Origin of the sequence: Pseudorhodobacter wandonensis, assembly GCF_001202035.1 — a bacterium.
Taxonomy (GTDB): domain Bacteria; phylum Pseudomonadota; class Alphaproteobacteria; order Rhodobacterales; family Rhodobacteraceae; genus Pseudorhodobacter; species Pseudorhodobacter wandonensis.
This window is the reverse complement of record NZ_LGHT01000025.1, coordinates 333,618-358,510: the sequence shown is the minus strand read 5'-3', so window position 1 is coordinate 358,510 and position 24,893 is coordinate 333,618. Positions and strand designations below refer to the sequence as shown.

Annotated in this window: 26 protein-coding genes; 14 read left to right on the top strand and 12 right to left on the bottom strand. The window is 58.1% G+C overall.

Annotated features, from left to right (window positions below; translation table 11 throughout):
• Positions 1-10: 10 nt before the first annotated feature.
• From AKU79_RS05745 to AKU79_RS05735, 3 genes are read left to right on the top strand one after another with little or no spacing between them, the layout of a single operon-like run.
• Positions 11-733 (top strand): biotin--[acetyl-CoA-carboxylase] ligase, encoded by a 723-nt coding sequence (locus AKU79_RS05745; protein WP_156209496.1) that lies wholly within the window; start codon positions 11-13, stop codon positions 731-733.
• A gap of 16 nt (positions 734-749) precedes the next feature.
• A complete protein-coding gene (locus tag AKU79_RS05740) occupies positions 750-1,523 on the top strand; it encodes a type III pantothenate kinase (protein ID WP_050522763.1) in 774 nt (257 codons plus the stop codon).
• Positions 1,520-3,196: a ribonuclease J gene (locus AKU79_RS05735; RefSeq protein ID WP_050522595.1), complete on the top strand. Its 1,677-nt coding sequence runs from the start codon at positions 1,520-1,522 to the stop codon at positions 3,194-3,196. Before AKU79_RS05740 ends, AKU79_RS05735 begins: the two co-directional genes overlap by 4 nt.
• A gap of 114 nt (positions 3,197-3,310) precedes the next feature.
• Here AKU79_RS05735 and AKU79_RS05730 read toward each other — a convergent pair whose 3' ends face one another.
• The 5 genes from AKU79_RS05730 to AKU79_RS05710 form a co-directional block, all read right to left on the bottom strand.
• Positions 3,311-4,912: a DEAD/DEAH box helicase gene (locus AKU79_RS05730; RefSeq protein WP_050522594.1), complete on the bottom strand. Its 1,602-nt coding sequence runs from the start codon at positions 4,910-4,912 to the stop codon at positions 3,311-3,313.
• A gap of 117 nt (positions 4,913-5,029) precedes the next feature.
• On the bottom strand, positions 5,030-5,950 hold the full coding sequence (locus AKU79_RS05725; protein ID WP_050522593.1) for a glycosyltransferase family 2 protein: 921 nt from the start codon (positions 5,948-5,950) through the stop codon (positions 5,030-5,032).
• A gap of 11 nt (positions 5,951-5,961) precedes the next feature.
• Positions 5,962-6,762, bottom strand: a complete 801-nt coding sequence (locus tag AKU79_RS05720; protein WP_050522592.1) for a hypothetical protein — start codon at positions 6,760-6,762, stop codon at positions 5,962-5,964.
• A 64-nt stretch (positions 6,763-6,826) separates the two neighbouring features.
• On the bottom strand, positions 6,827-8,425 hold the full coding sequence (locus tag AKU79_RS05715) for a peptide chain release factor 3 (RefSeq protein ID WP_050522762.1): 1,599 nt from the start codon (positions 8,423-8,425) through the stop codon (positions 6,827-6,829).
• A 57-nt stretch (positions 8,426-8,482) separates the two neighbouring features.
• Entirely contained in the window at positions 8,483-9,502 is a 1,020-nt protein-coding gene (locus tag AKU79_RS05710) for a Hint domain-containing protein (protein WP_231580104.1), read from the bottom strand.
• Between the two features lie 244 nt (positions 9,503-9,746).
• Between AKU79_RS05710 and AKU79_RS05705 the strand changes: the two genes are divergently transcribed.
• The 4 genes from AKU79_RS05705 (at position 9,747) to AKU79_RS05690 (ending at position 13,136) form a co-directional block, all read left to right on the top strand.
• On the top strand, positions 9,747-10,526 hold the full coding sequence (locus AKU79_RS05705) for an SDR family oxidoreductase (protein WP_050522590.1): 780 nt from the start codon (positions 9,747-9,749) through the stop codon (positions 10,524-10,526).
• Positions 10,513-11,397, top strand: coding sequence for a hypothetical protein (locus AKU79_RS05700; protein ID WP_050522589.1), 885 nt, complete (start codon positions 10,513-10,515; stop codon positions 11,395-11,397). The genes AKU79_RS05705 and AKU79_RS05700 overlap by 14 nt, the downstream gene beginning before the upstream one ends.
• On the top strand, positions 11,372-11,974 hold the full coding sequence (locus AKU79_RS05695; protein ID WP_050522588.1) for a histidine phosphatase family protein: 603 nt from the start codon (positions 11,372-11,374) through the stop codon (positions 11,972-11,974). Before AKU79_RS05700 ends, AKU79_RS05695 begins: the two co-directional genes overlap by 26 nt.
• A gap of 82 nt (positions 11,975-12,056) precedes the next feature.
• Positions 12,057-13,136, top strand: coding sequence for an ABC transporter ATP-binding protein (locus AKU79_RS05690; RefSeq protein WP_050522587.1), 1,080 nt, complete (start codon positions 12,057-12,059; stop codon positions 13,134-13,136).
• On the opposite strand, the gene AKU79_RS05685 is transcribed toward AKU79_RS05690, so the two are convergent.
• Complete coding sequence (locus tag AKU79_RS05685; RefSeq protein ID WP_050522586.1) at positions 13,137-13,502, bottom strand: helix-turn-helix transcriptional regulator; 366 nt, start codon at positions 13,500-13,502, stop codon at positions 13,137-13,139.
• 161 nt (positions 13,503-13,663) lie between these two features.
• On the opposite strand from AKU79_RS05685, the gene tatA reads away from it, so the two are divergent.
• The 4 genes from tatA to AKU79_RS05665 are packed head-to-tail and all read left to right on the top strand — an operon-like array spanning position 13,664 to position 16,207.
• Positions 13,664-13,876 (top strand): twin-arginine translocase TatA/TatE family subunit, encoded by a 213-nt coding sequence (tatA, locus tag AKU79_RS05680; RefSeq protein ID WP_050522585.1) that lies wholly within the window; start codon positions 13,664-13,666, stop codon positions 13,874-13,876.
• 26 nt (positions 13,877-13,902) lie between these two features.
• A complete protein-coding gene (gene tatB, locus AKU79_RS05675) occupies positions 13,903-14,520 on the top strand; it encodes a Sec-independent protein translocase protein TatB (protein WP_082223940.1) in 618 nt (205 codons plus the stop codon).
• Entirely contained in the window at positions 14,517-15,368 is an 852-nt protein-coding gene (tatC, locus tag AKU79_RS05670; protein WP_050522584.1) for a twin-arginine translocase subunit TatC, read from the top strand. Before tatB ends, tatC begins: the two co-directional genes overlap by 4 nt.
• Entirely contained in the window at positions 15,368-16,207 is an 840-nt protein-coding gene (locus AKU79_RS05665) for an ATP-binding protein (RefSeq protein ID WP_050522583.1), read from the top strand. The genes tatC and AKU79_RS05665 overlap by 1 nt, the downstream gene beginning before the upstream one ends.
• Positions 16,208-16,303: 96 nt before the next feature.
• Here AKU79_RS05665 and AKU79_RS05660 read toward each other — a convergent pair whose 3' ends face one another.
• The 6 genes from AKU79_RS05660 to AKU79_RS19470 all read right to left on the bottom strand — a co-directional run bounded on the left by AKU79_RS05660 (position 16,304) and on the right by AKU79_RS19470 (position 22,233).
• Positions 16,304-17,506, bottom strand: coding sequence for a peptidoglycan DD-metalloendopeptidase family protein (locus AKU79_RS05660; RefSeq protein ID WP_082223939.1), 1,203 nt, complete (start codon positions 17,504-17,506; stop codon positions 16,304-16,306).
• 57 nt (positions 17,507-17,563) lie between these two features.
• Positions 17,564-18,241: a protein-L-isoaspartate(D-aspartate) O-methyltransferase gene (locus AKU79_RS05655; RefSeq protein ID WP_050522582.1), complete on the bottom strand. Its 678-nt coding sequence runs from the start codon at positions 18,239-18,241 to the stop codon at positions 17,564-17,566.
• On the bottom strand, positions 18,238-19,026 hold the full coding sequence (gene surE, locus AKU79_RS05650) for a 5'/3'-nucleotidase SurE (RefSeq protein WP_050522581.1): 789 nt from the start codon (positions 19,024-19,026) through the stop codon (positions 18,238-18,240). Before surE ends, AKU79_RS05655 begins: the two co-directional genes overlap by 4 nt.
• Before the next feature lie 201 nt (positions 19,027-19,227).
• Positions 19,228-21,183, bottom strand: coding sequence for a DNA topoisomerase IV subunit B (gene parE, locus AKU79_RS05645; RefSeq protein ID WP_050522580.1), 1,956 nt, complete (start codon positions 21,181-21,183; stop codon positions 19,228-19,230).
• Between the two features lie 181 nt (positions 21,184-21,364).
• Positions 21,365-22,024 carry a glutathione S-transferase family protein gene (locus AKU79_RS05640; RefSeq protein WP_050522579.1) on the bottom strand — a complete coding sequence of 220 codons (660 nt, stop codon included), beginning with the start codon at positions 22,022-22,024 and terminating at the stop codon, positions 21,365-21,367.
• A gap of 14 nt (positions 22,025-22,038) precedes the next feature.
• Positions 22,039-22,233, bottom strand: coding sequence for a hypothetical protein (locus AKU79_RS19470; protein WP_050522578.1), 195 nt, complete (start codon positions 22,231-22,233; stop codon positions 22,039-22,041).
• On the opposite strand from AKU79_RS19470, the gene ppk2 reads away from it, so the two are divergent.
• From ppk2 to AKU79_RS05620, 3 genes are all read left to right on the top strand, one after another.
• Positions 22,232-23,278: a polyphosphate kinase 2 gene (gene ppk2 / locus AKU79_RS05630; protein ID WP_050522577.1), complete on the top strand. Its 1,047-nt coding sequence runs from the start codon at positions 22,232-22,234 to the stop codon at positions 23,276-23,278. The two genes, AKU79_RS19470 and ppk2, sit on opposite strands and share 2 nt — an antisense overlap.
• Positions 23,279-23,341: 63 nt before the next feature.
• Complete coding sequence (locus AKU79_RS05625; protein ID WP_050522576.1) at positions 23,342-23,998, top strand: DUF1007 family protein; 657 nt, start codon at positions 23,342-23,344, stop codon at positions 23,996-23,998.
• Complete coding sequence (locus tag AKU79_RS05620; RefSeq protein ID WP_050522575.1) at positions 23,983-24,891, top strand: nickel/cobalt transporter; 909 nt, start codon at positions 23,983-23,985, stop codon at positions 24,889-24,891. The genes AKU79_RS05625 and AKU79_RS05620 overlap by 16 nt, the downstream gene beginning before the upstream one ends.
• Positions 24,892-24,893: the final 2 nt, after the last annotated feature.

Sequence of the window (24,893 nt, the reverse complement as noted above, 5' to 3'; positions counted from 1 at the left end):
GCCGCAAGGCGTGGCCCGGGTTTTGCTTGATAGCGTTGACAGCACCAATGCGCATGCCGCACGGCTTGCGCCGGCGCGTCCGACATGGATCATGGCGGCTGAGCAAACCGGAGGGCGTGGCCGACGTGGCCGCCCCTGGAGCAGCCCGCGTGGTAATTTTTATGCGACATTGGCCCTGCAACCGGTTGAACCGGCCGAGCAGGTGGCGCTGCGGTCCTTTGCGGCGGCGTTGGCCTTGCGCGATGCTTGTGTCGCCGTGACCGGCTTTGCGACGGGTTTCCAACTGAAATGGCCGAATGATGTACTGCTGAATGGTGGCAAACTGGCCGGGATTTTACTGGAAAGCAGTGGCGTTGGCCAAGGCATCAGCCAGTTGTCGATCGGGATTGGCGTCAATCTGATTGCGGCGCCGACACCAGACCAAGTTGAAACGGGTGCCGTAACACCTGTCAGCCTTTTGGCGGAAACCGGACTGCGGATCAGCCCCGAAAGCTTTTTGACGTCCTTGGCTGTGGCCTATGACCGATGGGAATCCGAGTTCGTCAACAATGGCTTTGCGCCGTTGCGGGCAGAGTGGTTGGCCCATGCGGCCCGTTTGGGCGAGGTCATCACCGCCCGTACCGGTACCCGATCCGAGAGTGGCGTTTTTGAAACCATCGACGCCGCTGGCGCGTTGGTTCTGAAAACCCCGCATGCCCGCCGCGCCATTCCCGCGGCCGAAATTTTCTTTTGACCGAAAGGTAACCCAGATGCTTTTGGCGATCGATTGCGGCAATACCAATACAGTGTTTTCCATCTGGAACGGCACCAAGTTTATCGCGACCTGGCGGTGTTCGACCGACCACAAACGAACGGCAGACGAGTATTACGTACTGCTGACCACGTTGATGACGCTGAACAAGGTTGAGGCCGAGATTACCGAGGCAATCATTTCGTCAACAGTGCCGCGCGTGGTGTTTAACCTGCGGGTGTTGACCGACCGGTATTTCCACTGCCGCCCTTTGGTGGTTGGCAAACCCGATTGCCGGCTGCCGGTTGCGCCGCGGGTTGATGTAGGGACAACGGTGGGGCCGGACCGCCTGGTGAATACGGTTGCGGGGTTTGACCGGCATGGCGGCGATTTGATTGTGGTGGATTTTGGCACGGCCACCACCTTTGATGTGGTTGATCAGGACGGTGCCTATATTGGCGGTGTCATTGCACCGGGGGTAAACCTGAGCCTGCAAGCGCTGTCGATGGCCGCTGCCGCTTTGCCGCATGTCGATGTAAGCCACCCTGCCACTGTCATCGGAAAGAATACGGTGGCCTGTATGCAGTCAGGCGTGTATTGGGGCTATATCGGCCTGGTTGAGGGCATTTGCAAACAGATCCAGCTGGAGCATCCGCGCCCGATGAAGGTTATTGCCACCGGGGGGCTTGCCCCGTTGTTCCAGCAGGGAACAGAAATTTTTGACGCAATCGAGGATGATTTGACCATGCATGGCCTTGTCCTTATTCAAGAACTTAATAAGGAAACCGCATGAAAGCGAACCGTTTAATCTATCTTCCCCTTGGTGGCGCGGGCGAGATCGGGATGAATGCCTATGTCTATGGCTATGGCCCCGAAGATAAGGAACGTCTGATCCTTGTCGATCTTGGCGTGGCTTTTCCCGATATGGATACGACGCCCGGCGTCGATTTGATCATGCCCGACATGACGTGGCTGGAAGAACGCAAAGACCGGCTTGAGGCGATTTTTATCACCCATGCCCATGAAGACCACATCGGCGCAGTTGCGCATTTTTGGGGCAAGTTCAAATGCCCCGTTTATGCGCGCAATTTTACCGCGACCATCGGGCGGTTGAAGTTTGATGAACACGGCCACCCCAAAGACGCGATCACTGTGGTTGAGCCGCGCCCCGATGTTGTAAAGGCGGGGCCGTTTGATGTGCAATTCATTCCGGTCAGCCACTCGATTCCCGAAAGCTCGGGGCTTGTGATCGACTGCGAGGCAGGGCGGATTGTGCATTCCGGCGATTTCAAGCTGGATGAAAACCCGCTGGTGGGCGAGCCTTGGGATGCAAATATGTTCCAGGCGATTGCGCGTGAACGGCCGGTAAAGGCGCTGATGTGTGACAGCACGAACGTGTTTTCATTGCACGCGGGCCGGTCGGAATCGACGCTGCGCGACCCGATCCGTGATCTGATCAAGGCGCAGCGCGGCATGGTTGTGGCGACGACGTTTGCGTCTAACGTGGCGCGGTTGAAAACGCTTGCCGATGCCGCTGTGGCCGCGGACCGGACGGTTTGTTTCCTTGGCCGTTCGATGCGGCGGATGGTTTCGGCGGCGGAAAGCGCAGGCGTGCTAAAGAATTTGCCGCGGACCGTTAGCCCCGAAGAGGCGTTGGACGTGCCGCGCGGCAATCTGATGCTGATCGTGACCGGCTCGCAAGGGGAACGGCGGGCTGCCTCGGCGCAGCTGTCGCGCGGGAAATACCTCGGGCTGGAGATGAAAGAGGGCGATACATTCCTGTTTTCGTCGAAAACCATTCCGGGCAATGAGCGTGGCGTGATTTCGGTGATGAACGCGTTTTCGGAAATGGGCGTGAATGTGGTGGATGACAGCGGCGGGTTGTACCATGTTTCCGGCCATGCCAACCGGCCTGATCTGGAAACCGTGCACCGCGTGCTGAACCCTGAAATTGTGATACCGATGCATGGCGAACACCGCCATTTGCGCGAACATGCCCGTATTGCGATGGCGGCCGGCCGGATGTCGGACGTTGTGACCAATGGCATGATGATTGACCTGACCAAGGATGCGCCCGAGGTTGCCGAGTATATCGAGGCCGGTCGGACCTATCTGGATGGTTCGGTGATGATCGGGGCGCGCGATGGTGTGGTGCGTGACCGTATCCGCATGGCGCTGAACGGCCATATCATGGTGACGCTGCTGCTGGATGAGGCCGACGAGCCGCTTGGCGATGCCTGGGTCGAGGTGAAAGGCCTGCCGGAAAAAGGCCGCACTGGCGCGATTTTGGCAGATACGCTGGAAGCTGATCTGACTGAATTCGTCGACAAAGCCGGCAGAAAAGTGCTGAGAGATGACGACAAGCTGGATGAAGCGGTGCGCCGTGTGATCCGCCAGATCTGCATGGAAGAGATTGGCAAAAAGCCAGAGGTGACGGTTGTCGTTAGCCGTTTGTCGGATGGCTAAGGCGTTTTTGGGGTAACCCGACAAGGTAAGAAAAAAGGCGCGCAGGGGAAACCTTGCGCGCCTTTTTTATGGATGGAAGGCAAACCGGCAGGGCCAAAGCCCCGCCGGTAAGGGTTATTCGTCGGTGCTTTCGCTGATGTTTTCTTCGGCGACATCATCGGAGTCGTCGCTGCCATCGGTTTGGTTATCTTCCAGACGAAAGCTGCGCAAAATGAAATCTGGGACATGATCGCCCATGCCAATAACGCGATCATTCCCGCCGCCGCGCCGATTGTCATTGCGACTGTCATTACGGGTGTCGCCGCGAGAGTCACTGCGAGAGTCATTGCGGCGGTTGTCGGTGCGGCGATCATCGCTGCGCTCATCGCGAGGGGCGCGGCGGGGTTCTGGCTCGGGCTGTGCCTCGGCAACGACGGGGGCCACGACCTTTTCAACGACTGCCACGGGTTCGGGCGCGGCCTTCACCTTTTCGGCTTTGGGCGTGCGGGTTCTGCTACGGCTGCGCTTTGGTTTTTCAACGCTATCGTCTTCGGCGGCTTTGACAGGGCGATCGGCTTTTACTTCAATCCCTTCGGGCAGCTCGCCGCGCGGAATGGGCTGGCCGACCAGCGTTTCAATTGCTGCCAGATATTTGGCATCTGCAGGGGTCGACAAGGTGAACGCCTTGCCTTCACGGCCTGCGCGGCCTGTGCGCCCGATGCGGTGCACGTAATCTTCGGGATGGCTGGGTACATCAAAGTTGAACACATGGCTGACGGCGGGAATATCCAAACCGCGTGCGGCCACGTCCGAGGCCACCAGCAAATGCACTGTGCCGTCGCGGAACCCTTCAAGCGTGCGGGTGCGCACGGATTGATCTAGATCGCCGTGAATAGGGCTTGCGTTAAACCCGTGTTGTTTCAGCGACTTGGCGACAACATCCACATCCATCTTGCGATTGCAAAAGATGATCGCATTGGTGCAGGACGCACCCTCGGCCCGAATGATCGCGCGCAAAACGGCCCGCTTTTCGGCAAAGCTGCGGTCTTTGCGGCTTGGCTTTACCTCGATCAGCTTTTGCGTGATCGTTTCAGAGGTCGAGTTCTGACGCGCCACTTCGATTTTCACCGCAGCCGAGAGGAAGGTGTTGGTGATCCGCTCGATTTCAGGTGCCATAGTGGCGGAATAAAAGAAGGTCTGGCGGGTAAACGGCGTCAGGCTAAAGATCTTTTCGATATCGGGGATGAAACCCATATCGAGCATGCGGTCAGCCTCATCCACCACCATGATCTGCACGCCTTGCAGCAGCAGTTTGCCGCGCTCAAAATGGTCGAGCAAACGGCCGGGGGTGGCGATCAGCACGTCAACGCCACGGTCGATCAGCTTGTCTTGTTCGCCAAAGGCCACGCCGCCGATCAGCAGCGCCTTGGTCAGTTTGGTGTATTTGGCGTAAACGTCAAAGTTTTCAGCTACTTGTGCGGCCAGTTCGCGCGTAGGCGCCAGAACCAGCGAGCGCGGCATCCGTGCACGGGCGCGGCCTTTGCCCAGCAGCGTAATCATCGGCAGCGTAAAGCTGGCGGTTTTGCCGGTGCCGGTTTGGGCGATGCCCAAGACATCACGGCCTTCGAGCGCGTGAGGGATTGCCTGTTCTTGGATAGGGGTAGGGGATTCGTAGCCTGCTTCGGCCACAGCCTTAAGCACGCGGGGATCCAGCGCGAGGTCAGAGAATTTGGTCATGTGCGTCCTGTGCATGCGGTATCGGACCGCAATAATGAGAAGGGACGCAAAAATTCCGGGCGCCCCGGCGTCTTGGCCCTAAGGCCTGTCTGCAGTTATCGCGAATTCTGCGCTAGGTCAAGTTATGGCCTTGTCTGAGGGTTTTCGGGCAGGTTTTGCTGCAGCCGGATGGCTTTTGCAAAAGCTGCGCAACTGGCGCATCGGGGCATCTTGCAGCAGCGTGTAATAGCGCGCCATGTGGGTAAAAATGGCCGCCTCGCGCAGGTCCATCAATTTCCCGCCTGAGGCGTCGTTTAGCGCGGCCATTCGCATCGCGACCCGCGCCAAAAAGGGCCGCATGCTTGCATCAATTTCAACATTGGTGTTGCGCATGGCCCAATAGCGCGCGCCAACCGCAGGGCTGACCGAGCGTTGTGACATTTTAAGCATAAAACTGGCCACATCGCGGGTGGCATAGTGGTTGATCTGGGCGCAGGTGTTCGGGGCGGTCACAGGGATGATAGGCGGCGATTGCGGCGCGATATGCGGGCGGCTGATGCCGGGTTGCGCGAATTTGGCGGGATGGAACAGGCATTTGCCAGCCTTGGTGCTTTTGGCCTTTTCCGCCATTGCAAAGCGTTCGGTGACCAGCTGCGGGGTTGCGATTTCAAAGCCCGAATTGCCAAAATTGCGGCTGGTGATCTGGATGCAATCGGCATTTGGCACAGCCGATTGCAAATCGATCAGCCTGCCTTGGCCTGCCTTGATGACCAGAAATTCGTCCATATCCAAGGCCATAGCCCAATCGCTGTTGGCATAGGCCGGCAGCTTTGCCGCACGGGCATAGGCCTGCGTTCGGCGGATGGGTTTGGGCGCGCGGTTGTAGAAATACTGTATGGCGCCAATGTCGCGCAGCAGCGACAGGGTTTCATGGCTCAGATCATCGCTATCGTTTTGATAAATGGCGATATCGGTAAAGCCCACCTCTTGATGATGTGCGACCCATTCCAGGAAATAGGGGGCCTGGTTCTGGGCAGTCGTGACCAAAAACGCTTTCATTCCAAGGCTTTCTATTCGGCTTTGCGCGCAGCGATGCGTGCCTGCTTTTTGGCTCGCATTTTGCCGATGCGGCGAAATAACCCACCGGGGTCTTGGTTCAGCTGTTCCAGCAAGCGGCAGGCAAGCGCGCCCATCACCGGTTCGTCCATCGCGCGTTGCCAGACGGGGGCCAGCAGGTTGATATCAAGCCCGCCTGTGGCAAGCGAAAACGGCGTCATACCCAGTGGCAATTCGGCTTTCACGCGGCCTAGACCAAAGGCCTCATCGGGGGTTTTGCCGGAATGCAGGCGTTCGAATTCATACAGTTTCATCATGGAAAACATCATGCCCATTTCACGGCCCAATGCCTGCTCTGATGCTGTGGCGCCATGTTCGCCAAAGGTAATCACGGCCGAGATCAGCCAACGGGTGCTGAGAACGTCCAGCAGATACGGGGTGTGTTCGACCCAGATGCGCCGAAACAGCTGTGGGGCGTGATCGGGAAAGCGGCGCTTGCGCATGTGGGCGATCAGCATGCCGTGCAGCAGCACCAGCTCTGATTGACCGACAAGGTCTGTCCGCAGCTCATGCTCTTTTTCGGCATGACGGCTGGCGCCTTTGGCAAGGGGGGGCGGTATGTCGGGCAGAATTTTCGCCTTGAGCGCCGTTAGATCGACATCGAGCGCGGACAGTTCCTCGCCCGGTTCGGGGCGCATGGGGCCGCGGCGTTTATCCCAATGGGCGATCAGGCTGTCGGGGGCGTTGGGGTAGGTTTTGTCATCGGGCACAGGGTTTTCCGGCAAATGCAGTAATCGGGCGCAGGTGCCAAGCATAGGCTGGCAAGGCCCGATCAGGCAATAAGGCCAAGCAGGATTTTTGCTTGGCCTCAACTTGCGTTTAGACCATCATTTCCTTGGTCGCGGTCAGCTTTAGCTCGGGGTAATCGCGGATGATCCGGTCGATATCCCACTGCAGACGGGTCAGAAACACCGTGTCGCCATCGCTGTCTTGGGCGATATGGCCTTTGTTTATGTTGATAAACTTGTCCATTTCGGCCTTTGGCCCACGCACCCAGCGGGCCGAGGTAAATTGTGACGGTTCAAACCGCACGGGCAGGGAATATTCCTGCTCGATCCGGCTGGCAAGCACGTCAAACTGCAACGCGCCGACAACGCCGACGATATAGCCCGAGCCGATCATCGGTTTGAAAACCTTGGCGGCCCCTTCTTCGGCAAATTGCAGCAGCGCTTTTTCAAGGTGTTTCGCCTTCATCGGGTCGCCTGCGCGTACGCCTTGCAGCAGTTCCGGCGCAAAGCTTGGGATGCCGGTAAAGCGCAAATCCTCGCCCTCGGTCAGCGCGTCACCAATGCGCAGCTGGCCGTGGTTCGGGATGCCGATGATGTCGCCGGCCCAAGCTTCTTCGGCCAATTCGCGGTCGGCGGCCAGAAACAGCACAGGGCTGGAAATGGTCATCACCTTTTTGCTGCGCACGTGGTTCAGCTTCATCCCGCGTTCAAAATGCCCCGAGGCAAGCCGGACAAAGGCCACGCGGTCGCGGTGCTTTGGGTCCATATTGGCCTGCACTTTGAACACAACGCCGGTCACGGCGGTTTCTTCGGGCGCCACTTTGCGGCTGTTGGTGGGTTGTGGCTGCGGCTCTGGGCCGAATTTGCCGATGCCGTCCATCAGTTCTTTGACGCCAAAGGAGTTGATTGCCGAGCCGAACCAGATTGGCGTCATCGAGCCGTTCAGCAGCGCCTCACGGTCCAGTGCGGGCAGCAATTCGCGGGCCATTTCCAGCTCTTCGCGCAGTTTTGCCAGCATATCGGCGGGGATGTGCTGCGCTAGCTTGGGGTCATCCAGGCCCTTGATTTCAATCGTTTCGGCCACGCGGTTACGGTCGGCGCGGTCCATCAGTTCCAAGCGGTCGTTCAGAATGTCATAGCAGCCAAGGAAATCGCGGCCCGAGCCGATGGGCCAGCTGGCGGGGCTGACGTCAATCGCAAGGTTTTCCTGAATCTCGTCGATGATTTCAAAGGTATCGCGGGCCTCGCGGTCCATCTTGTTACAAAATGTCAGGATCGGCAGGTCGCGCAAGCGGCACACCTCAAACAGCTTGCGCGTTTGGGATTCCACACCTTTGGCGCCGTCAATCACCATCACGGCGGCATCCACGGCCGTTAGCGTGCGGTATGTATCTTCGGAAAAATCCGAGTGGCCGGGGGTGTCGACGAGGTTAAAGCGGTATTCGCGGAAATCAAACGACATGGCCGAGGCGGAAACCGAAATCCCGCGGTCTTGCTCCATCTTGATGAAATCCGAGCGCGTGCGCCGTGCTTCGCCTTTGGCGCGCACCTGGCCAGCCATCTGGATAGCCCCACCAAACAGCAGGAACTTTTCGGTCAAAGTGGTTTTGCCGGCATCCGGGTGAGCGATGATCGCAAAGGTCCGGCGGCGGGCGATTTCGGGCGGAAGGGGGGGGCGATTGTCCAACATACGCGGCACATAGCTGCAAATTTGGCGCTTCGCAACAGTTTGCAAGGCGTGTCGGTGCTATCGTTTGTCTTTACTGCGATGCGCTGAGGTCAGGCCCATCGCGGCAAGCTCTTGCGGGCCGGCCTCGACCCCGAAATGCTGCATCTGGCTGAGTTTGGGGAAACGCTGTTTCACCTCGGCGGCCAGTTCGGGCGGAAGGCGCGATACGGTTGCCTCGGACACCATCAGGCTTTCGGCGGGGATGCCCTCGGCATAGATGATTTCATGCGCGTCAAACACGAGGCTGTAGTAATCGACAAAGCCGATTTCGCGCAAAATCACGGTATCGCCGTTCACCAAATGCTTGGCCTGCACCAGAATTTCCGATTTCGGTACGGCTTTGCTTCTGTTGCGCTGGTACAGGAACATGCGGTGATGCTGGCTGACCACAAGATCACCGTTATTGCCCAGTACGCCCGAAGAAATGACCACAGGCGCATAGGCCCCAACGGCCCGCAATGTAACCTGCCCGATCCACAGCAGCGCCTGAGGCCCATGATCGCGGGTCAGAACCCTGTCGCCGACAGCCAGCCGTTCAATCGGTTTTTGGCTGCCATCGCCCAAGGTAATCATGGTGCCACGGGCAAATGAGATGCATAAAAGGTCGCTCAGGCGTTCATCGGGCTGCGGCTCTTCGGCCTGAATCAGGGTGTATTCGATCTGTTCGCCCATCGGGGATAAGGGCAAAACGAAATAGCCGCCCCCATCACCGGCGTCGGCTGCGATATGCAGGGCCAGAAGCTCGACCTTATCGCCGCCCGGGGCCAGCATGGTAAAACGCGCTTCGATTGTCACTTTGGCCCCGGCCGTGCCCAGACTGCTGCCCTGTGCGATGATCTGGCTGTCGCCGCCGCGCGCCAAAAGCAGCTTATGGGGGGCAGCATCCTGCACAAGTTCGTAGATGTCGCCCAAGCAGGCCTCATCAAGGCTGGAGAGGCCTTCGTTCAGGTTTACCCCGATCGTGACGAAAAAATCGTCAGAGGCAAACACCTGACAGAGTTGGCCCGGCAGGTTGGATGACGCTAAGTCTGTATTCAAATCTCTGTCCACCATATCCCGCGCTTAAGTCACAGGCTCTGACTTATGACCTAAATCAACTACTATCAAATCCAAATTTCCAAAGCTAGCGCGGTCGTTTCTGTACTGAATTGCGAAACAATGCGGGTGAGAAGTCTAAACTGTTTCGCTATTGAGAACAATCAAATCGAATCATCGGGCTGCACTTTCGCTTGTTGTGCAGGGCTGATAGCGTTTAGCGAAACTGGTTTAGGGGGCAAGAAAGATGGATCTTGGGATCAAAGGGAAAACAGCGTTGGTCTGCGCGGCATCCAAAGGCTTGGGCCGCGGCTGCGCCGAAAGCTTGGCCGAGGCAGGGGTGAACCTGATTATCAACGCGCGCGGAGATGCGGCGTTGCAGGCTACGGCGGCGCATATCCGTGCAACTTACGGCGTTGAGGTGACGGCGGTTGCCGCTGACATCACGACGGATGAGGGACGGGCGGCCGTTTTGGCGGCGGCTGGTGATGTGGATATTCTGGTCACAAACGCCGGCGGCCCGCCACCCGGCCTGTGGTCGGATTGGTCGCGCGATGATTTTATCAAGGCGCTGGATGGCAATATGCTGACGCCGATTGCGCTGATGCAGGCCCTGTTGCCGGGGATGATTGCGCGCAAATGGGGCAGGGTGGTGAATATTACCTCGGGGTCGGTCAAGGCACCTATTCCGCAGCTTGGTCTTTCCAATGCTGCCCGTACAGGGTTGACCGGCTTTGTTGCAGGCACAGCGCGGCAGGTGGCCGAACATGGTGTGACCATCAACAACCTGCTGCCCGGCATTCACGCAACCGACCGCGCCGACAGTTTGGATGATGGTGTTGCCAAGGCTCAGGGTATCGACCGCGCCGCCGCCACAAAGCAGCGCCAAGCGACGATTCCGGCGCGCCGTTATGGGACTGCGGCCGAATTTGGCGCAGCCTGTGCGTTCCTCTGTTCGGATAAGGCAGGCTTTATCGTTGGTCAAAACCTGCTGCTGGATGGTGGGGCCATCAATGCCACGATCTGAGGCGGCCGTTTGGCAATGCGTGATGTTTCTGTGGGGCGACAAATATGATGTCGCCCTCGTAAACCGCCTTGTCGATGCTGTTGCAAGCCATGCTGCCAGTCAGCCGCGCTTTGTTTTGCTGTCAGATCGGGCGCGGCCGGGGTTGGACCCGCGCGTTGACCTGCGGTTTATCCCCGAGTTCTGGTTGGACCCGGTGTTCAAGCGTGGTGGATGCCAAACCAAGCTGGCTATGTTTGAAACAGGCGTTTTGCAAGAAGACCTGCCGGTGCTGTACATCGATCTGGACACGGTTGTGACGGGCGATCTTGCGCAACTGGTTGCCGCCTTGCCGCGCCCTGACGGGTTGATGCTGTTGCAAAGCGCGATTGTGCCTTTGGGCGCGATTGGGCGCTTGCTCTGGCGTTTGACCAATGGGCGGAAATATGCACGGGGCAATTCATCTCTGGTGGTGTTTCATCCCAAATACCACCACCATGTTGCAAGCAAATTCAAAGAGATGTGGCTAAAAGACCCGTCCTATTGGTATCGCCCGATGATCGCTGACGAGAGGTTCATGAGCTGGGCCTCGCAAGCCACTGTTTCGGCTATTTCAAACCGGTTGGTCGTAAAGTTTCCGACCGAATTCATGTCGCGGGTGCCCTTTTTCAGCTATCTGTGGGCGGTGCTGCCTTGGGTGCGTCTCCGCCGCAATCGCCTTATTGCGGTTACGCTTTGCGGGGTTGAGATAAAACCTGAAAACCTGTTGGAGCTGCCCGACGGCGGCCGCGTGACCGACCCGAAGGGACGGGTTTTGATTTGGTCCGACTTTGTCTTGGGTAAAACCCGTGGGGATATTGTAAAGTTCTATGGCGGCGCAAAATATGGTGAGTAAGATCATTTATCTGTCGCACCCTGAGGTTAAGATTGACCCGCAACGCGCTGTTTCTGATTGGGAAATTTCAAAACAAGGCCGTCGGCGCCTGATCGCGGCAAGCAAGCGCGGCTGGCCGGGACGTGGCTGGCGCATCATCGCCTCGCCCGAGGTGAAGGCGCAGCAAACGGCGGAATTTCTGTCCAATGCCTTTGCGTTGCCGCTGCATACGCATCCTGATATGGGCGAGGTAGACCGCAGTGCCACCGGTTATCTGTCCTTTGACGCGCATGAGGCGCTGGCCGATGCCTTATTTGCGCAGCCTGCGATCGGGCCGCAGGGTTGGGAATCCGCGCAGGCTGCCAGTCAGCGTATTACCAAGGCATTTCAAGAGGTTATGGCCGAAGTTTTAGACAACATGATATTTGTCGGCCATGGGGCTGTTGGCAGCTTTCTGTGGTGTGCGTTGACCAAGACCCCGATCAGCCGCGCGGCCGACCAACGCCGCTGTGGCAGTTTTTGGGCGGGCAGCATGGGGCCAGATGGCTTTGTGCCTGTGCACCCGTGGCAGGCGTTGGAAACGGCTGCGGCAAAGTAGCCCCGCCAAAGCCTTGCCCCGCGCGGCGGGGACTGCTAACTCAATTCTGATTGATTTGATAAGGTAAAGGCCACCCGCCCATATGCCCGCCAATACGCCGAGATTAGAAGTCACCAACCTGTCGCGCCGTTTTGGCGCGCGCGATGTCGTGAAGGGGCTTTCGTTAACCGTGGCGCCGGGGCAGGTGACCTGCCTGTTAGGGCCGTCAGGCTGCGGCAAATCCACGACGTTGCGGATGATTGCGGGGGTGGAAAAGCCCGATAGCGGCACGATCAAGATGGATGGTCAAATCGTGTATGACGCGCAGCATTATATGCCGCCCGAGGCGCGTGGCATCGGCCTGATGTTTCAGGATTTCGCGCTGTTCCCGCATTTGACTGTGGCGAATAACGTGGCCTTTGGCCTGTCGGGCAGCGGGGCGCAAAAAGCCGCCCGCGTGGATGAGCTGCTGGAACGCGTTAACCTGACCGGCTTTGGCCCCAAGCACCCGCATGAGCTGTCGGGCGGCGAGCAGCAGCGCGTGGCCTTGGCGCGGGCCCTGGCACCGCGTCCGCGCATCATGCTGATGGATGAGCCCTTTTCCGGCCTTGATAACCGCTTGCGCGACGGGATTCGCGACACCACTTTGGAAGTGTTGAAAGATGAAGGCGCCGCCGTTTTGCTGGTCACGCATGAGCCGGATGAAGCGCTGCGCATGGCCGATGAGATTGCCTTGATGCGTGATGGCCAGATTGTGCAGCGTGGCTCACCCTATCATATCTATAACGCGCCGTCTGATCGGGCAGCGGCAGCTTTTTTCAGCGATATCAATGTGATCAAAGGTGTTTCTAAGGGTGCGTTGACGCAAACGCCCTTTGGTGCATTTCTGACGCCGGGCCATGCCGATGGGGGGTCTGTCGAAATTGTGATCCGCCCCCAGCATTTGAAAATTGATTTCGATCGCGCCGGCCGTGGCCCCAACCCGACATCGCAAGACGGCACGCCTGCCCGTGGCATCGTTTCACGCGCGCGGTTTTTGGGGCATGAAAGCCTTGTTGATTTCACGATGGAATTTGACGGATCAAAGCTGACTGCCGCCGTGCCGGGGGTGTTCTTGCCCAAAGTTGGCACGCCTTTGTGGCTGATGATCCGGCGTGACCGCTGCTTTGTGTTCAAGGCTTGATTAACCCAGATCCTTGGTATCCGGTACCAACCCGGCCTGAGGTAACAAGGTTGCCACTTTGAACCGCAGCGCCCGTGCCGCTTTTGCGCGCGCGCCATCCTTGCCCGCGACATAGGCCAACCCATCCATCAAGGCCTCTAGCTCGTCTTGCGTCAGCATAATGGGGGGCAGCATCAAGGGCGATCGCAGGATATAGCCTAAACCGCGTTCACCCTCGACCGGGATTCCGGTGGCGGCCATCATCGCCATATCGCGCCAGATGGTGCGGGTTGATACCCCCAAATCCTGTGCAAGATCGGCGGCCGTGTGTAGCCTGCCATCGCGCATCCGCTGGATAAGATCAAAGATACGTTGGTCGCGGCTCATCAGGTTTTTCCGGTCGGTTAGGGCTTTGGCAACTGACAAAATACTGTCAGCAGCGCGCGGCGTAAAGCCGAATCCCCCTTTGATCTGCCGCAGCTTCGGCCTAAACGGAAAGACGTAACGTTCCGGGCCGCAGCCGTGGCCCGCTAGGGGAGAATAGGCATATGCTTAACAATATTGGTATTCCGGGCCTTCTTTTGATCGCCGTTGTCGTCCTCGTGCTGTTTGGCCGTGGCAAGGTTTCGTCGTTGATGGGCGAAGTGGGCAAAGGCATCAACGCGTTCAAAAAGGGCGTGAAAGAAGAGACCGAAGAGTTGGAAAACAAAACCGCAGATGACGCGGTTGATGTGACGCCAAAGAAAAAAGACAAAGCCTGAACGCAGCTTTGCTAGGGAAATGACCCATGTTTGATATCGGCTGGTCAGAGCTTTTGATCATCGGAGTGGTGGCGCTGATCGTGATCGGCCCCAAAGATCTTCCGGATATGTTCCGCACCCTTGGCCGGTTTACCGCCAAGGCCAAAGGCATGGCGCGCGATTTTTCCCGCGCAATGGAATCGGCGGCGGATGAGGCTGGCGTCAAAGATGTGGCGAAAGACCTGCGCAATGTGACCTCGCCCAAATCTATGGGTTTGGATGCGGTAAAGTCGGCGGCCAGCAAATTTGAAAGCTGGGACCCGATGAAGGCGGCCAAATCGGCAGCGCCCAAGCCGGACCCGGCAGCGCCGAAGCCACCAGCGCCCGACGCTGTGCCCAAAGGCCCGGCGACCCAGGCCCTGGCAGATGCGCAAGCCGCCAAACGTGCAGAATTGGTCGCAAAAGCAGAGCCTGCTGCTGCGGCAGTGGCGGAACCGGCGGCCAAGGCCAAGCCTGCGCCACGCAAGGCTGCGGCTAAGACTGCGGCTAAGGCAACAGAAAAACCGGCTGTCAAAAAGGCCAGCGCGGCAAAACCTTCCGCCAAAAAACCTGCGACAAAGAAGCCAGCTGTAAAGAAGCCAACTGTAAAGAAGAGTGACGCATGAGCGCCGACGATATTGATGACAGCTCTGCCCCGTTGATCGAACATCTGGCCGAGCTGCGCAGCCGCCTGATGATCTCGCTTGGTGCGTTTGTGGTGGCGATGGTGATTTGCTTTACCATCTGGAACCCGATTTTTCACTTTCTGACGCAACCTATCTGTATTTCTTTGGCCGAACGCAGCCAGGAATGCCATCTTGTGCTGATCAAGCTGCAAGAAGGCTTTTTTGTTGCGATGCGGATTTCGATCTTTGGCGGCTTTGTTCTGTCCTTTCCGGTTATCGCCACGCAGATGTGGCGGTTTGTGGCGCCTGGCCTGTACAAAAGTGAAAAAGGCGCATTCCTGCCTTTCTTGATTGCATCGCCCGTGATGTTTTTCCTTGGTGCGGCCTTTGCCTTTTATGTCATTATGCCAATGGCTTATTCGTTCTTTCTGGGCTTTCAGGAAATGAATGCCGACCCATCGACCGCCAAAGATGCCGGCATCTTGTTCCAAGGCTCGATGGAAGAGTATCTGTCGCTGACCATCAAGTTCATTATCGCTTTTGGCCTTAGCTTCCAGCTTCCTGTTTTGTTGACGCTGATGGGTAAGGCGGGGCTGGTTTCGGCGGCGGGCCTAGGGGCCGTGCGCAAATATGCGGTTGTCGCCATTCTGGTGCTGGCCGCTATTGCGACGCCGCCGGATGTGCCGTCACAGGTTATCTTGTTCAGCGTGATCTATGGGCTGTATGAGATTTCGATCCTGCTGGTGCGTCGTGTGGAAAAGCAGCGTGAAGCCGATCTGCGCGCCCAAGGCCTTTGGGTTGAAGAAGACGACTATGAAGAGGACGATAGCGGCGAAGAGGTTAAGTAATGGATAACGCTGCCTTGATCCGCATCGCTGACGCGTTAGAGCGCCTTAGCCCGCCGCCGTTGCCGGCACCCGATTTTGACGCCGCCAGCGCCTTTATCTGGCACACCGGGCCAGAGCGGCTGGACCCGGTTGCGGATGTGTCGCGGGTTGATCTGGGCCTGCTGATTGGTATCAACCGCGCGCGTGACATATTGCACGAGAATACGTTGCATTTTGCCAAAGGTTTGCCTGCCAACAACGCCCTGTTGTGGGGCGCCCGTGGGATGGGAAAATCTAGCCTTGTCAAGGCGATACATGCCGATATTAACGCGCATTATCCGGTGATACTGGTTGAATTGTCGCGCGAAGATCTGCCCAGCGTTACCGCCTTGCTGCGCCATCTGCGTGCGGCCCCTGACCGCCGGTTTATCCTGTTTTGCGATGACCTGAGCTTTAGCCATGATGACCAGCATTACAAATCGCTAAAGGCGGTGCTGGATGGCGGGATTGAAGGGCGGCCGGAGAATGTGATTTTCTATGCCACTTCGAACCGACGCCACCTGATGCCGCGCGATATGATCGAGAACGAGCGCTCTACCGCAATCAGCCCGGGTGAGGCGGTTGAAGAAAAGGTGTCGCTGTCAGATCGTTTTGGCCTGTGGTTAGGGTTTCATCCCTGTACGCAGGATGAGTATCTGGCAATGATTGACGGCTATTGCGCAGCGCATGGTTTGACTGTGGCGCCTGATACATTGCGCGCCGAGGCGATTGAATGGCAAGCAACGCGCGGGTCGCGGTCGGGGCGTGTGGCCTGGCAGTTCTTTACCGATCTGGCCGCGCGTCATGGCGTAACGATTTAGGGCCAAGTTTCGATAGATGCTGGACGCGGCCATGATCTGCGGGCAGCGTATAGTTTGATTTAGAGGCCGCCCTGCTGGTGCAGGGCGGCCTTATGTTCACTCGACCAAAGACATCGGATCGATAGCATCAACGCCTTTTCTGACCTCGAAATGCAAGAAAGCCGGGGCTTTTTGAACGACAGCGATCGTTTGGCCTTTTTTAACGGTATCGCCTTTTTTGACTTTGGGTGCATCGATGCCCGCATAGACGGTCAGAACATTTCCGTCATGGCGGATCACCAGGATCGGCACCTGATCGGTATCTTTTGTCAGCGCCACAACCTGGCCATTGGCGGCGGCGGCAACAGGTGTGCCTGCTGGCGCACTGATGTCGATACCCTCGCTTTTGCCTTTGGTGAATGGGCGGATAATTTTACCGGCAACAGGCAACATGAACTTTGACGAAGACGCGGCGGTGCGGGTTTTGCCCAGATCTGGCGAGGCTGGTGTGTCCTTTGCCTTGGACGCTGCGGGTGTGGTTTTTTCCTCGGGCAAGGGTTTTGCGGCCGACGGCGGAACGGGCGTTGGCGAGCCATTCCCCGGGGCGGTTGTCGTATTCGCGTCGGCGGGGGCGGCATTGCCCTCAAGAACCGGGATCAGCAGGTACTGGCCTTCACGCAGGTCGAGGTCTGGCCCGAGCCCGTTCCAATCGGCCAGAGATTTTACGCTGACGCCATAGGTGCGGGCAATGGAATAGGCGGTTTCGCCGCGCTGCACACGGTGGCGGCCGGGTTGCTCGGCTGTTGGTTTTACGGCTGTGGGTGCTGTGTTAGCCGTACCGGAGTTGCCCACGCGGTCAAGCGCGTCCGAGGCGAGGGTTGTAACCTCTACCGGTGCTGGGGCAATGGTGCCGCCGACGATTTCGCCGCTTTGCGGGGATGTGCCGACTACGGACGCGGCCTCAACCCGGCGGGGCAGCGCGATTATTTCACCTTCGCGCAGCAGGTCGGATGGCATCAAGGCGTTGTAACGGCCCAATTCATCGGCGTTCATCCCTAGGCGGGCGGCAATGCTGCCAACGGTATCGCCGCGCCGTGCGACGGCGACCTGATAGCTGGGATAGGCGATAACGCCACGGCTATCGGCGCGGGGCCGCGCGACAGTTGCCTGCAGGGCCGCGTCGCTGGTATCCAACGGGCCGCCGGTCAGGCCGCGCATATCCCAATCCATTCCGCCGCCTTGCACACAGGCCGAAAGGGCCCCAAGTGCGACGCCAAGCATCAGATTTCGGGTGCTTACAAGCTGGGGTAAACGGTTCATATGGCTCGGCCTCATTTGGTTTGCCCGGGTTTGCCCCGGTGCTGTTTGGTTTTTGCCCTACTCGGCTGCTAGACCTTCGACCAATGGCACGAAACGTACCGGTCGCAGTTCTTCGTATTCATAGCCTGTCTCATGGCGGGTGACTTTTATCAAGCTTTGCACGGCATCTGACTGGCCCACTGGTACAACCATGATACCCCCGTTTTTCAATTGCGCCAAGAGGGGGCCGGGCGGGTCTTCGGCGGCGGCGGTGACCAGAATGCGATCAAACGGCCCTTGCTCGGGCAAGCCATAGCTGCCATCGGCGGCAAAAGAGGTGATATTGGTCAGGTTGAGCGTGCGGAATACGTCGCTTGCCTCGCGCACAAGGCGGCGATGGCGATCGACGGTATAGACCCGGCGGGCCAACTGGCTGAGGATCGCGGCCTGATAGCCTGAGCCGGTGCCGATTTCCAACACCGTATCGCGGGGCTGAACGTTCAGGGCCTGCGTCATCAGGCCCACAACCGACGGCTGGCTGATGGTCTGGCCACATGCAATCGGCAGGGGCATATCTTCGTAGGTTCGATCGGCAAACAGGCCTTTGATGAAATGGCCGCGGTCTATCCGTTCCATCGCCGTCAAAACGCGGGCATCGGTAACACCCTTGGACCGAAGCGCAAATAAGAACCGCATCTTGCGTTCGGCAAGATCGTCGTCGGTATTATCCCCGTGATCTTCGGCGTGATGGCTCATGTAAGCCGCGCCTTCAGGTCGGCAAGCCGGTCATGCGCGGTCAGATCGGCACGCATTGGCGTGACCGCGATATAGTCATTCATGTTGACATGAACATCGGTACCCGGCCCGCTATCGACCTGCTGCGCCCCGCCTTTTATCCACAAAAACCGGCGACCATTGGGCGCGTGGTGGGGCTCTACCCCGAAATAGGTGTTGGGCCGCCAACCTTGGGCAACGACCTGACTGCCCTTTACATCGGCAGCGGCGCAGGGTGGAAAATTGATGTTGTAAAACAGCTGGTAATCATCATCCGTGTCCCACAGCCCCTGGTCCAGCAGCTTGCGGATCAGGGCTGCGCCATGCGCGCGCGCGCCTTCAAAGGGATCGGTTAGTATTTGGGTGCGTTCGCCCATAAACTGTGACAAGGCAATCGCAGGGATGCCTTGCAAAGCGGCCTCCATCGCGCCGCCGATAGTGCCGGAATAAAGCACGTTTTGCCCCGCGTTATTGCCGCGGTTGACGCCCGACAACACAAGGTCGGGGCGGGCATCGGGCATCACGTCATAAAGGCCTGCAAGCACGCAATCGGCCGGGCTGCCTTCGGCAGCAAACCGGCGTGGACCAAGCTCGGCGATCATCGTGGGGTGGGTGTAACTGATGCAATGGCCAACGCCTGATTGCTCAAAGGCGGGCGCAACTGTCCAAACCTCGCCACCGGCGCCGGCAAGTTCGGTTGCAATTTCAATCAACACCTCAAGGCCCGGGGCGTTGATGCCATCATCATTGGTGATCAGAATGCGCACTGAGCTATTCAACCTTAAGTTTTCAGTATTAAACAGCAGGAATGCTGAGTTTATGAGTACTTTGATACCGACATAAAGTTTGGCTGCATAGTCAAGCTTGGCAAAATCTTAGGTCTGACCGAAGTTTTTTCGACGCGTGTTTGGGAAAACCGCGGCGAATGACGTTCGGGGGCAGGTGTTCGGGCAGGTGCCGTGCGCGGCTCAGACATCCAGCTCTTCGACAAATTGCGCGTTTTCCTGGATATACTGGAACCGCAGTTCCGGCTTTTTGCCCATCAGGCGTTCTACCAGATCCGAGGTTTCGCCCGGTTCATCCTCATCAATCGAGACGCGGATAAGCTTGCGGCTATCAGGGTTCATTGTGGTGTCTTTCAGGTCTTTGGCATCCATTTCGCCAAGGCCCTTGAACCGCTGCACATCGATCTTGCCTTTGCCGCCCAAGCCTTTGGCCAGCCAAAGCTCTTTTTCGGCATCATCGGCAACGTAAAGGCGTTTGGCGCCTTGGGTCAGGCGGTACAATGGCGGGCAAGCGAGGTAGAGGTGGCCTTTGTCGATCAAGGGCCGCATTTGGGTAAAGAAAAATGTCATCAGCAGACTGGCGATATGGGCGCCGTCAACATCCGCATCGGTCATGATGATGATCTTGTCATAGCGCAGGTCATCGACCTTGAACTTGGTGCCCATCTGCACACCCAAGGCCTCACATATATCGCGGATTTCCGAGTTGTCGTGCAGCTTGTTCGACGCCGCGCCAAGCACGTTCAGGATTTTACCCTTTAGCGGCAAAAGTGCCTGATTTTCGCGGTTGCGGGCACCTTTGGCCGACCCGCCTGCCGAGTCCCCCTCGACGATAAACAGTTCCGTGTTGTCGCGGTTTTTAGCGGTGCAATCTGTCAGCTTGCCGGGCAGGCGCAGGCGTTTGGTGGCCGATTTGCGCTGTGTTTCCTTTTCCTGACGGCGTTTCAGGCGCTCTTCGGCGCGCAAAACCAGAAAGTCCAAAATCGCGCCGGCAGATTTGGTATCAGAGGCAAGCCAGTTGTCAAAATGGTCTTTGACGGCAAGTTCAACCCATTTGCTGGCCTCATCGCTGGAAAGCCGGTCTTTGGTTTGGCCAACGAAAGACGGCTCGCGGATGAAAATAGAGATGAGGGCGCAGCCGCCGGTCAGCATATCTTCGCGGGTGATAAGGCCGGCTTTCTTGTTATTGGCGCGTTCGCCGTAGGCTTTGACGCCCTTTAGCATCGCGGCCCAAAAGCCTGCTTCATGTGTGCCGCCTTCGGCTGTGGGCACGGTATTGCAATAGGAATGAATGAAGCCGTCGCGCACCGGTGTCCAGTTGATCGCCCATTCGATGGAACCGGGAACGCCGAATTTTTCCTCAAACGACACTTTGCCGGCAAAAGGGCGGTCAGCATAGGTCATCGCGCCGGTGAGCGATTGATTTAGAAAGTCGGCAAGGCCGTTGGGAAAGTGGAAGGTGGCCTCGGTCGGGGTGGTGCCATCGTCGATTTCGGATTTCCAGCGGATTTCGACGCCCGAGAAAAGATAGGCCTTGGATTGCGTCAGCTTATAAAGCCGCGCGGGTTTGAATTTCAGTGTGCCAAAGATTTCGGCATCGGGATGAAAGGTGATCGTGGTGCCACGGCGATTTGGCGCGGCCCCCACTTTGGCCACAGAACCCAAAGGGACGCCGCGTGAAAAGCGTTGCTCGTACAGCTCTTTGTTGCGCGCGACTTGCACGATCATGCTGTCAGAGAGCGCGTTGACGACCGAAGAGCCAACGCCGTTCAGACCACCCGAGGTAGAATAGGACTTGTTGGAAAACTTGCCGCCGGCGTGGAGGGTGCACAAGATTACCTCAAGGGCGGATTTGCCGGGAAATTTGGGGTGCGGGTCAATCGGAATGCCACGGCCGTTATCGCGGATTGTGACCGAGCCATCTGCCAGAACCTCTACCTCGATGCGATTGGCGTGGCCTGCGACGGCCTCATCCATCGAGTTGTCGAGGATTTCGGCAACCATGTGATGCAGCGCACGCTCATCCGTGCCGCCGATATACATGCCGGGGCGTTTGCGCACTGGTTCCAGCCCTTCGAGAACCTCGATGGAAGATGCATCATAGGTTTCGGGGGCGGTGGAAAGAAGGTCGTTGGCCATGCGCTGCTCGATTCTTGTTTACGTCTTTGAGGCGGGATTAGACCATTTGGGGGCGCGCGGCGCAAGGGAGAGGGGGGCAAGTGGTGCGTAACCTGTTGCGCAGTGTGTGCGGCAACGGTGGATTTCAGGTATTTGGGCCAAGATGAAATGGGCAGGATTGGCAACCCCGCCCTTTGGGTGCTTAGGCAGGTTCGGCGTTACGGCGGGCCATCATGTCGATAAAGGCAGGGCGCGATTGGCAGCGGGCGAGCCATGCAAAGGTTTTGGGATAGGTTTGGTGCAGAGGTTTATGCGCTTGCGAATAGCGCAAGCATTCGGCCAGCATGATGTCGGCCACGGTAAAGCGGTTGCCGATCAGGTAGTCATGCTGGGCGAGATGGGCCTCGACCCGTGCAAGCGGGCGCGCGAGGCGTTCAACTGCAGCCGCGATTTTGGCGGCACCTTCGGGTGTATCTGACAGGCCGTCGGCATAGGTGTAAATGATATCAATGCCGGGTAGATCAATCGAGATGCCTGCAAACAGCGCCCATTGTTCGGCCTGCGCCAGTTCGGCCTTGGTTTGCGGGCCGAGGGTGCCACCGTATTCGCGGGCAAGGTAGAGCGTTATGGCGAGGGATTCCGTGAGCACCAGATCACCGTCTTGCATCACCGGAACAGCTGATTGCGGGCTGATCTTTAGGAAATCGGGTGACAGGGTGTTCAGGGGGGCATCTTGTGCCAGCGGATCGGTAAGGCGGTAGCTTTGAATCACGGGGACATGGGTGAAATCCTTGCCGGCCTCGGCCAGCAGCCACAGGGGGCGCGTGGCGCGCGAGCGCAGGACACCGTAGATCGTCAGCATAGGGGAAAACCTTTTCAAATATCGGGATTTTGGCTGAGTGTTGCGGATATTTGCAGGCCGCGCAAGGGCTGTGCCATAGGGGGCAGTTTGACAGGGATCAATGCGTCGCAGGTGCTGACGTTGTAGACTTGAACATGAGGTTCCGGTGACAGGTTCAGGTCATCTGACGGCAGGGTTTTGATGCAAGATTTGGCAAAAGGAGATGACATGGCTGAAGCGACAAACTCTGCCAAGATTGGACCGGATTCCGCCGACGGGGCAGATGCCGGCGCAAGTATCGGGGCAAACCCGGAGTTGGGTTTGGGGCAGTCTGATGCCGCTGCGGCCCTTAAGCCAGTGCGCCGCAAAGTTACCCAAAAACTTGCTGATCCAAACACCCTGCGCGAGACGTTTGAGCAGGGGAAATACCCCTATGCCCGCAAAATGGCGCGCAAGCTTTATGAGGTTGAAAAGGCCAAGTTGCAGGCCGAATTGTTGAAGGTCCAGATTTGGGCGCAAGAGACCGGGCAGAAGTTTGTGATCTTGATGGAAGGCCGCGACGCTGCGGGCAAGGGTGGTACGATCAAGCGCTTTATGGAGCATCTTAACCCGCGTTATGCCCGTGTGGTAGCCCTGAGCAAACCCGGCGAACGGGAGCAGGGCCAGTGGTTTTTCCAGCGCTATGTCGAGCATCTGCCAACCCGCGGGGAAATCGTGTTCTTTGACCGTTCGTGGTACAATCGCGCGGGCGTGGAAAGGGTGATGGGGTTTTGCTCGCCTACTGAGTATCTGGAATTTATGCGAGAGGCACCAGAGCTGGAGCGGATGTTAGTGCGTTCGGGCATTCAGCTTTATAAATATTGGTTTTCGGTCACGCAGGACGAGCAACGCGCGCGGTTTCAAAGCCGCGAGACCGACCCGCTGAAGCGGTGGAAGTTGTCGCCGATTGATAAGGCCTCGCTGGATAAATGGGGCGATTATACAGAGGCCAAAGAGGCGATGTTTTTCTATACCGATACGGCTGATGCGCCTTGGACAGTCGTGAAATCGAACGACAAGAAACGCGCGCGGCTGAATTGTATGAGGCATTTTCTGGCAAGTATCGATTACCCCGGCAAGGACGCGGCTGTGATCGGCGTGCCGGATCCGCTGATCATTGGTAAGGGACGACAAGTGATCCATGCTTCCGAAGGGTTGCTTGACGCTGCGGTCCCGCCAGAGCTGCGTAAGCCGAAAGCTGCCACCTTGGGGGCCCTGTCGCAACCAAAAGGCTAGGGGTTCTGGCATCCCACATGCCTCTGTGGCAAGTTGCGCGCAATGCGGGTTTGCGAGGGGTGTATGAGGTTTGGTTTGACATTTGCGTTGGCGGTGGGCTTGGGTGCCCAAGCCGCCAACGCGCATCCGCATATTTTTATCGACAGCGGTGTCGAGGTCATTTTTGATGGCCAAGGCCAAGTGACGGCGCTGCGGATCAGCTGGGCCTATGACGATTTCTATTCATTGCTGGCGATTGAAGATCGCGGGTTGGACCCGGATGGTGACGGCCGTTTGACGTCCGAGGCGCAGGCAAGCCTAAGCGGTTTTGATATGGGCTGGGATGCCGATTATGATGGTGACTTGCATGTGCAAAACCAAGGCGCAGCGGTGGCAATGGGCCGTCCCGAGGACGTGACCGCCCGTTATAAGGATGGGATTATCACCTCGACCCATTTGCGAAAACTGGCAACGCCTGTGCGGCCCGGGCCGGAAGGGTTGGCGGTTCAGATCTATGATCCCGGCTATTACACGGCCTATACCATCGCGTTTGACGCTGTGTTGACGAACGCGCCTGCGGGCTGTGAGGCCAAAGTTTATGCGCCTGATCTGTCGGAGGCAGATGAAAAGCTGCAGGCGGTTTTGCAAGAGTATCAAGCCAGTCAAAGCGTCGAGGCAGATTTTCCGGCTGTTGGTGCCAATTACGCCGACGAGGTGCGCATTACATGCCCCGCGCGCTGATTTTACTGGGGGCCTTGCTTGGGCTGGCCTTTGTCGTTTTTTGGGCAAGCGGGGGTCTTAATGCTTTTACCGTTTGGGCCGCTGCTGCCCAGCATGATGCGCAAAACGCGCTGGCCCGCGCGTTGCGGCAATTGCGGGCAGGTGCGCCGGGGGCGCTGATGGGCCTGCTGGGTGTTTGTTTCGCTTATGGGTTTTTTCATGCGGCGGGGCCGGGGCATGGCAAAGTGCTGATCGGTGGTTATGGCGTGGCGCAGCGGGTGCGGTTGTGGCCCTTGATGGGTGTTGCGCTGGCGTCGAGTCTTGCACAGGCGACGACAGCCGTGATGCTGGTTTATGCGGGTGTCTTTGTGCTGGGCCTGACGCGCAAGGCGATGGTAGGCTTGGCCGAGGATTTCTTTGCCCCTGTCAGCTATGGCGCGATTGGCATGATCGGGGTCTGGTTGGCATGGCGCGGCGGGGCCAAATTGCGGCAGGCCTTTGTGCATGTGCAGCCCGCGGCGCATGACTATCATGGGCATGACCACGCGGGCGATTGTGGTTGTGGCCATGCGCATGGGCCTGATGCGGCGCAAGTTGCAGCGTTGACCGGCTGGCGCGATACGGTGATGTTGATCGCGGGCATCGCCATTCGGCCCTGCACGGGGGCATTGTTCCTGCTGGTTTTATGCTGGCGCATGGGGATTGATGCGGCGGGCATTGCGGGGGCTTATGCAATGGGCCTTGGTACGGCGACGATTACGGTTGCGGTGGCTTTCGCATCGGTTTGGGCGCGTGAAGGCGCGCTGGCGGCATTGGCGGGCAGGCGCTTGGCACGTTTGGCCCCGTTGATCGAGCTGGGCGCGGGGCTGACGGTGGCGGTGTTATCTGCGGCGATGCTGCAGGCGACGCTTTAGCA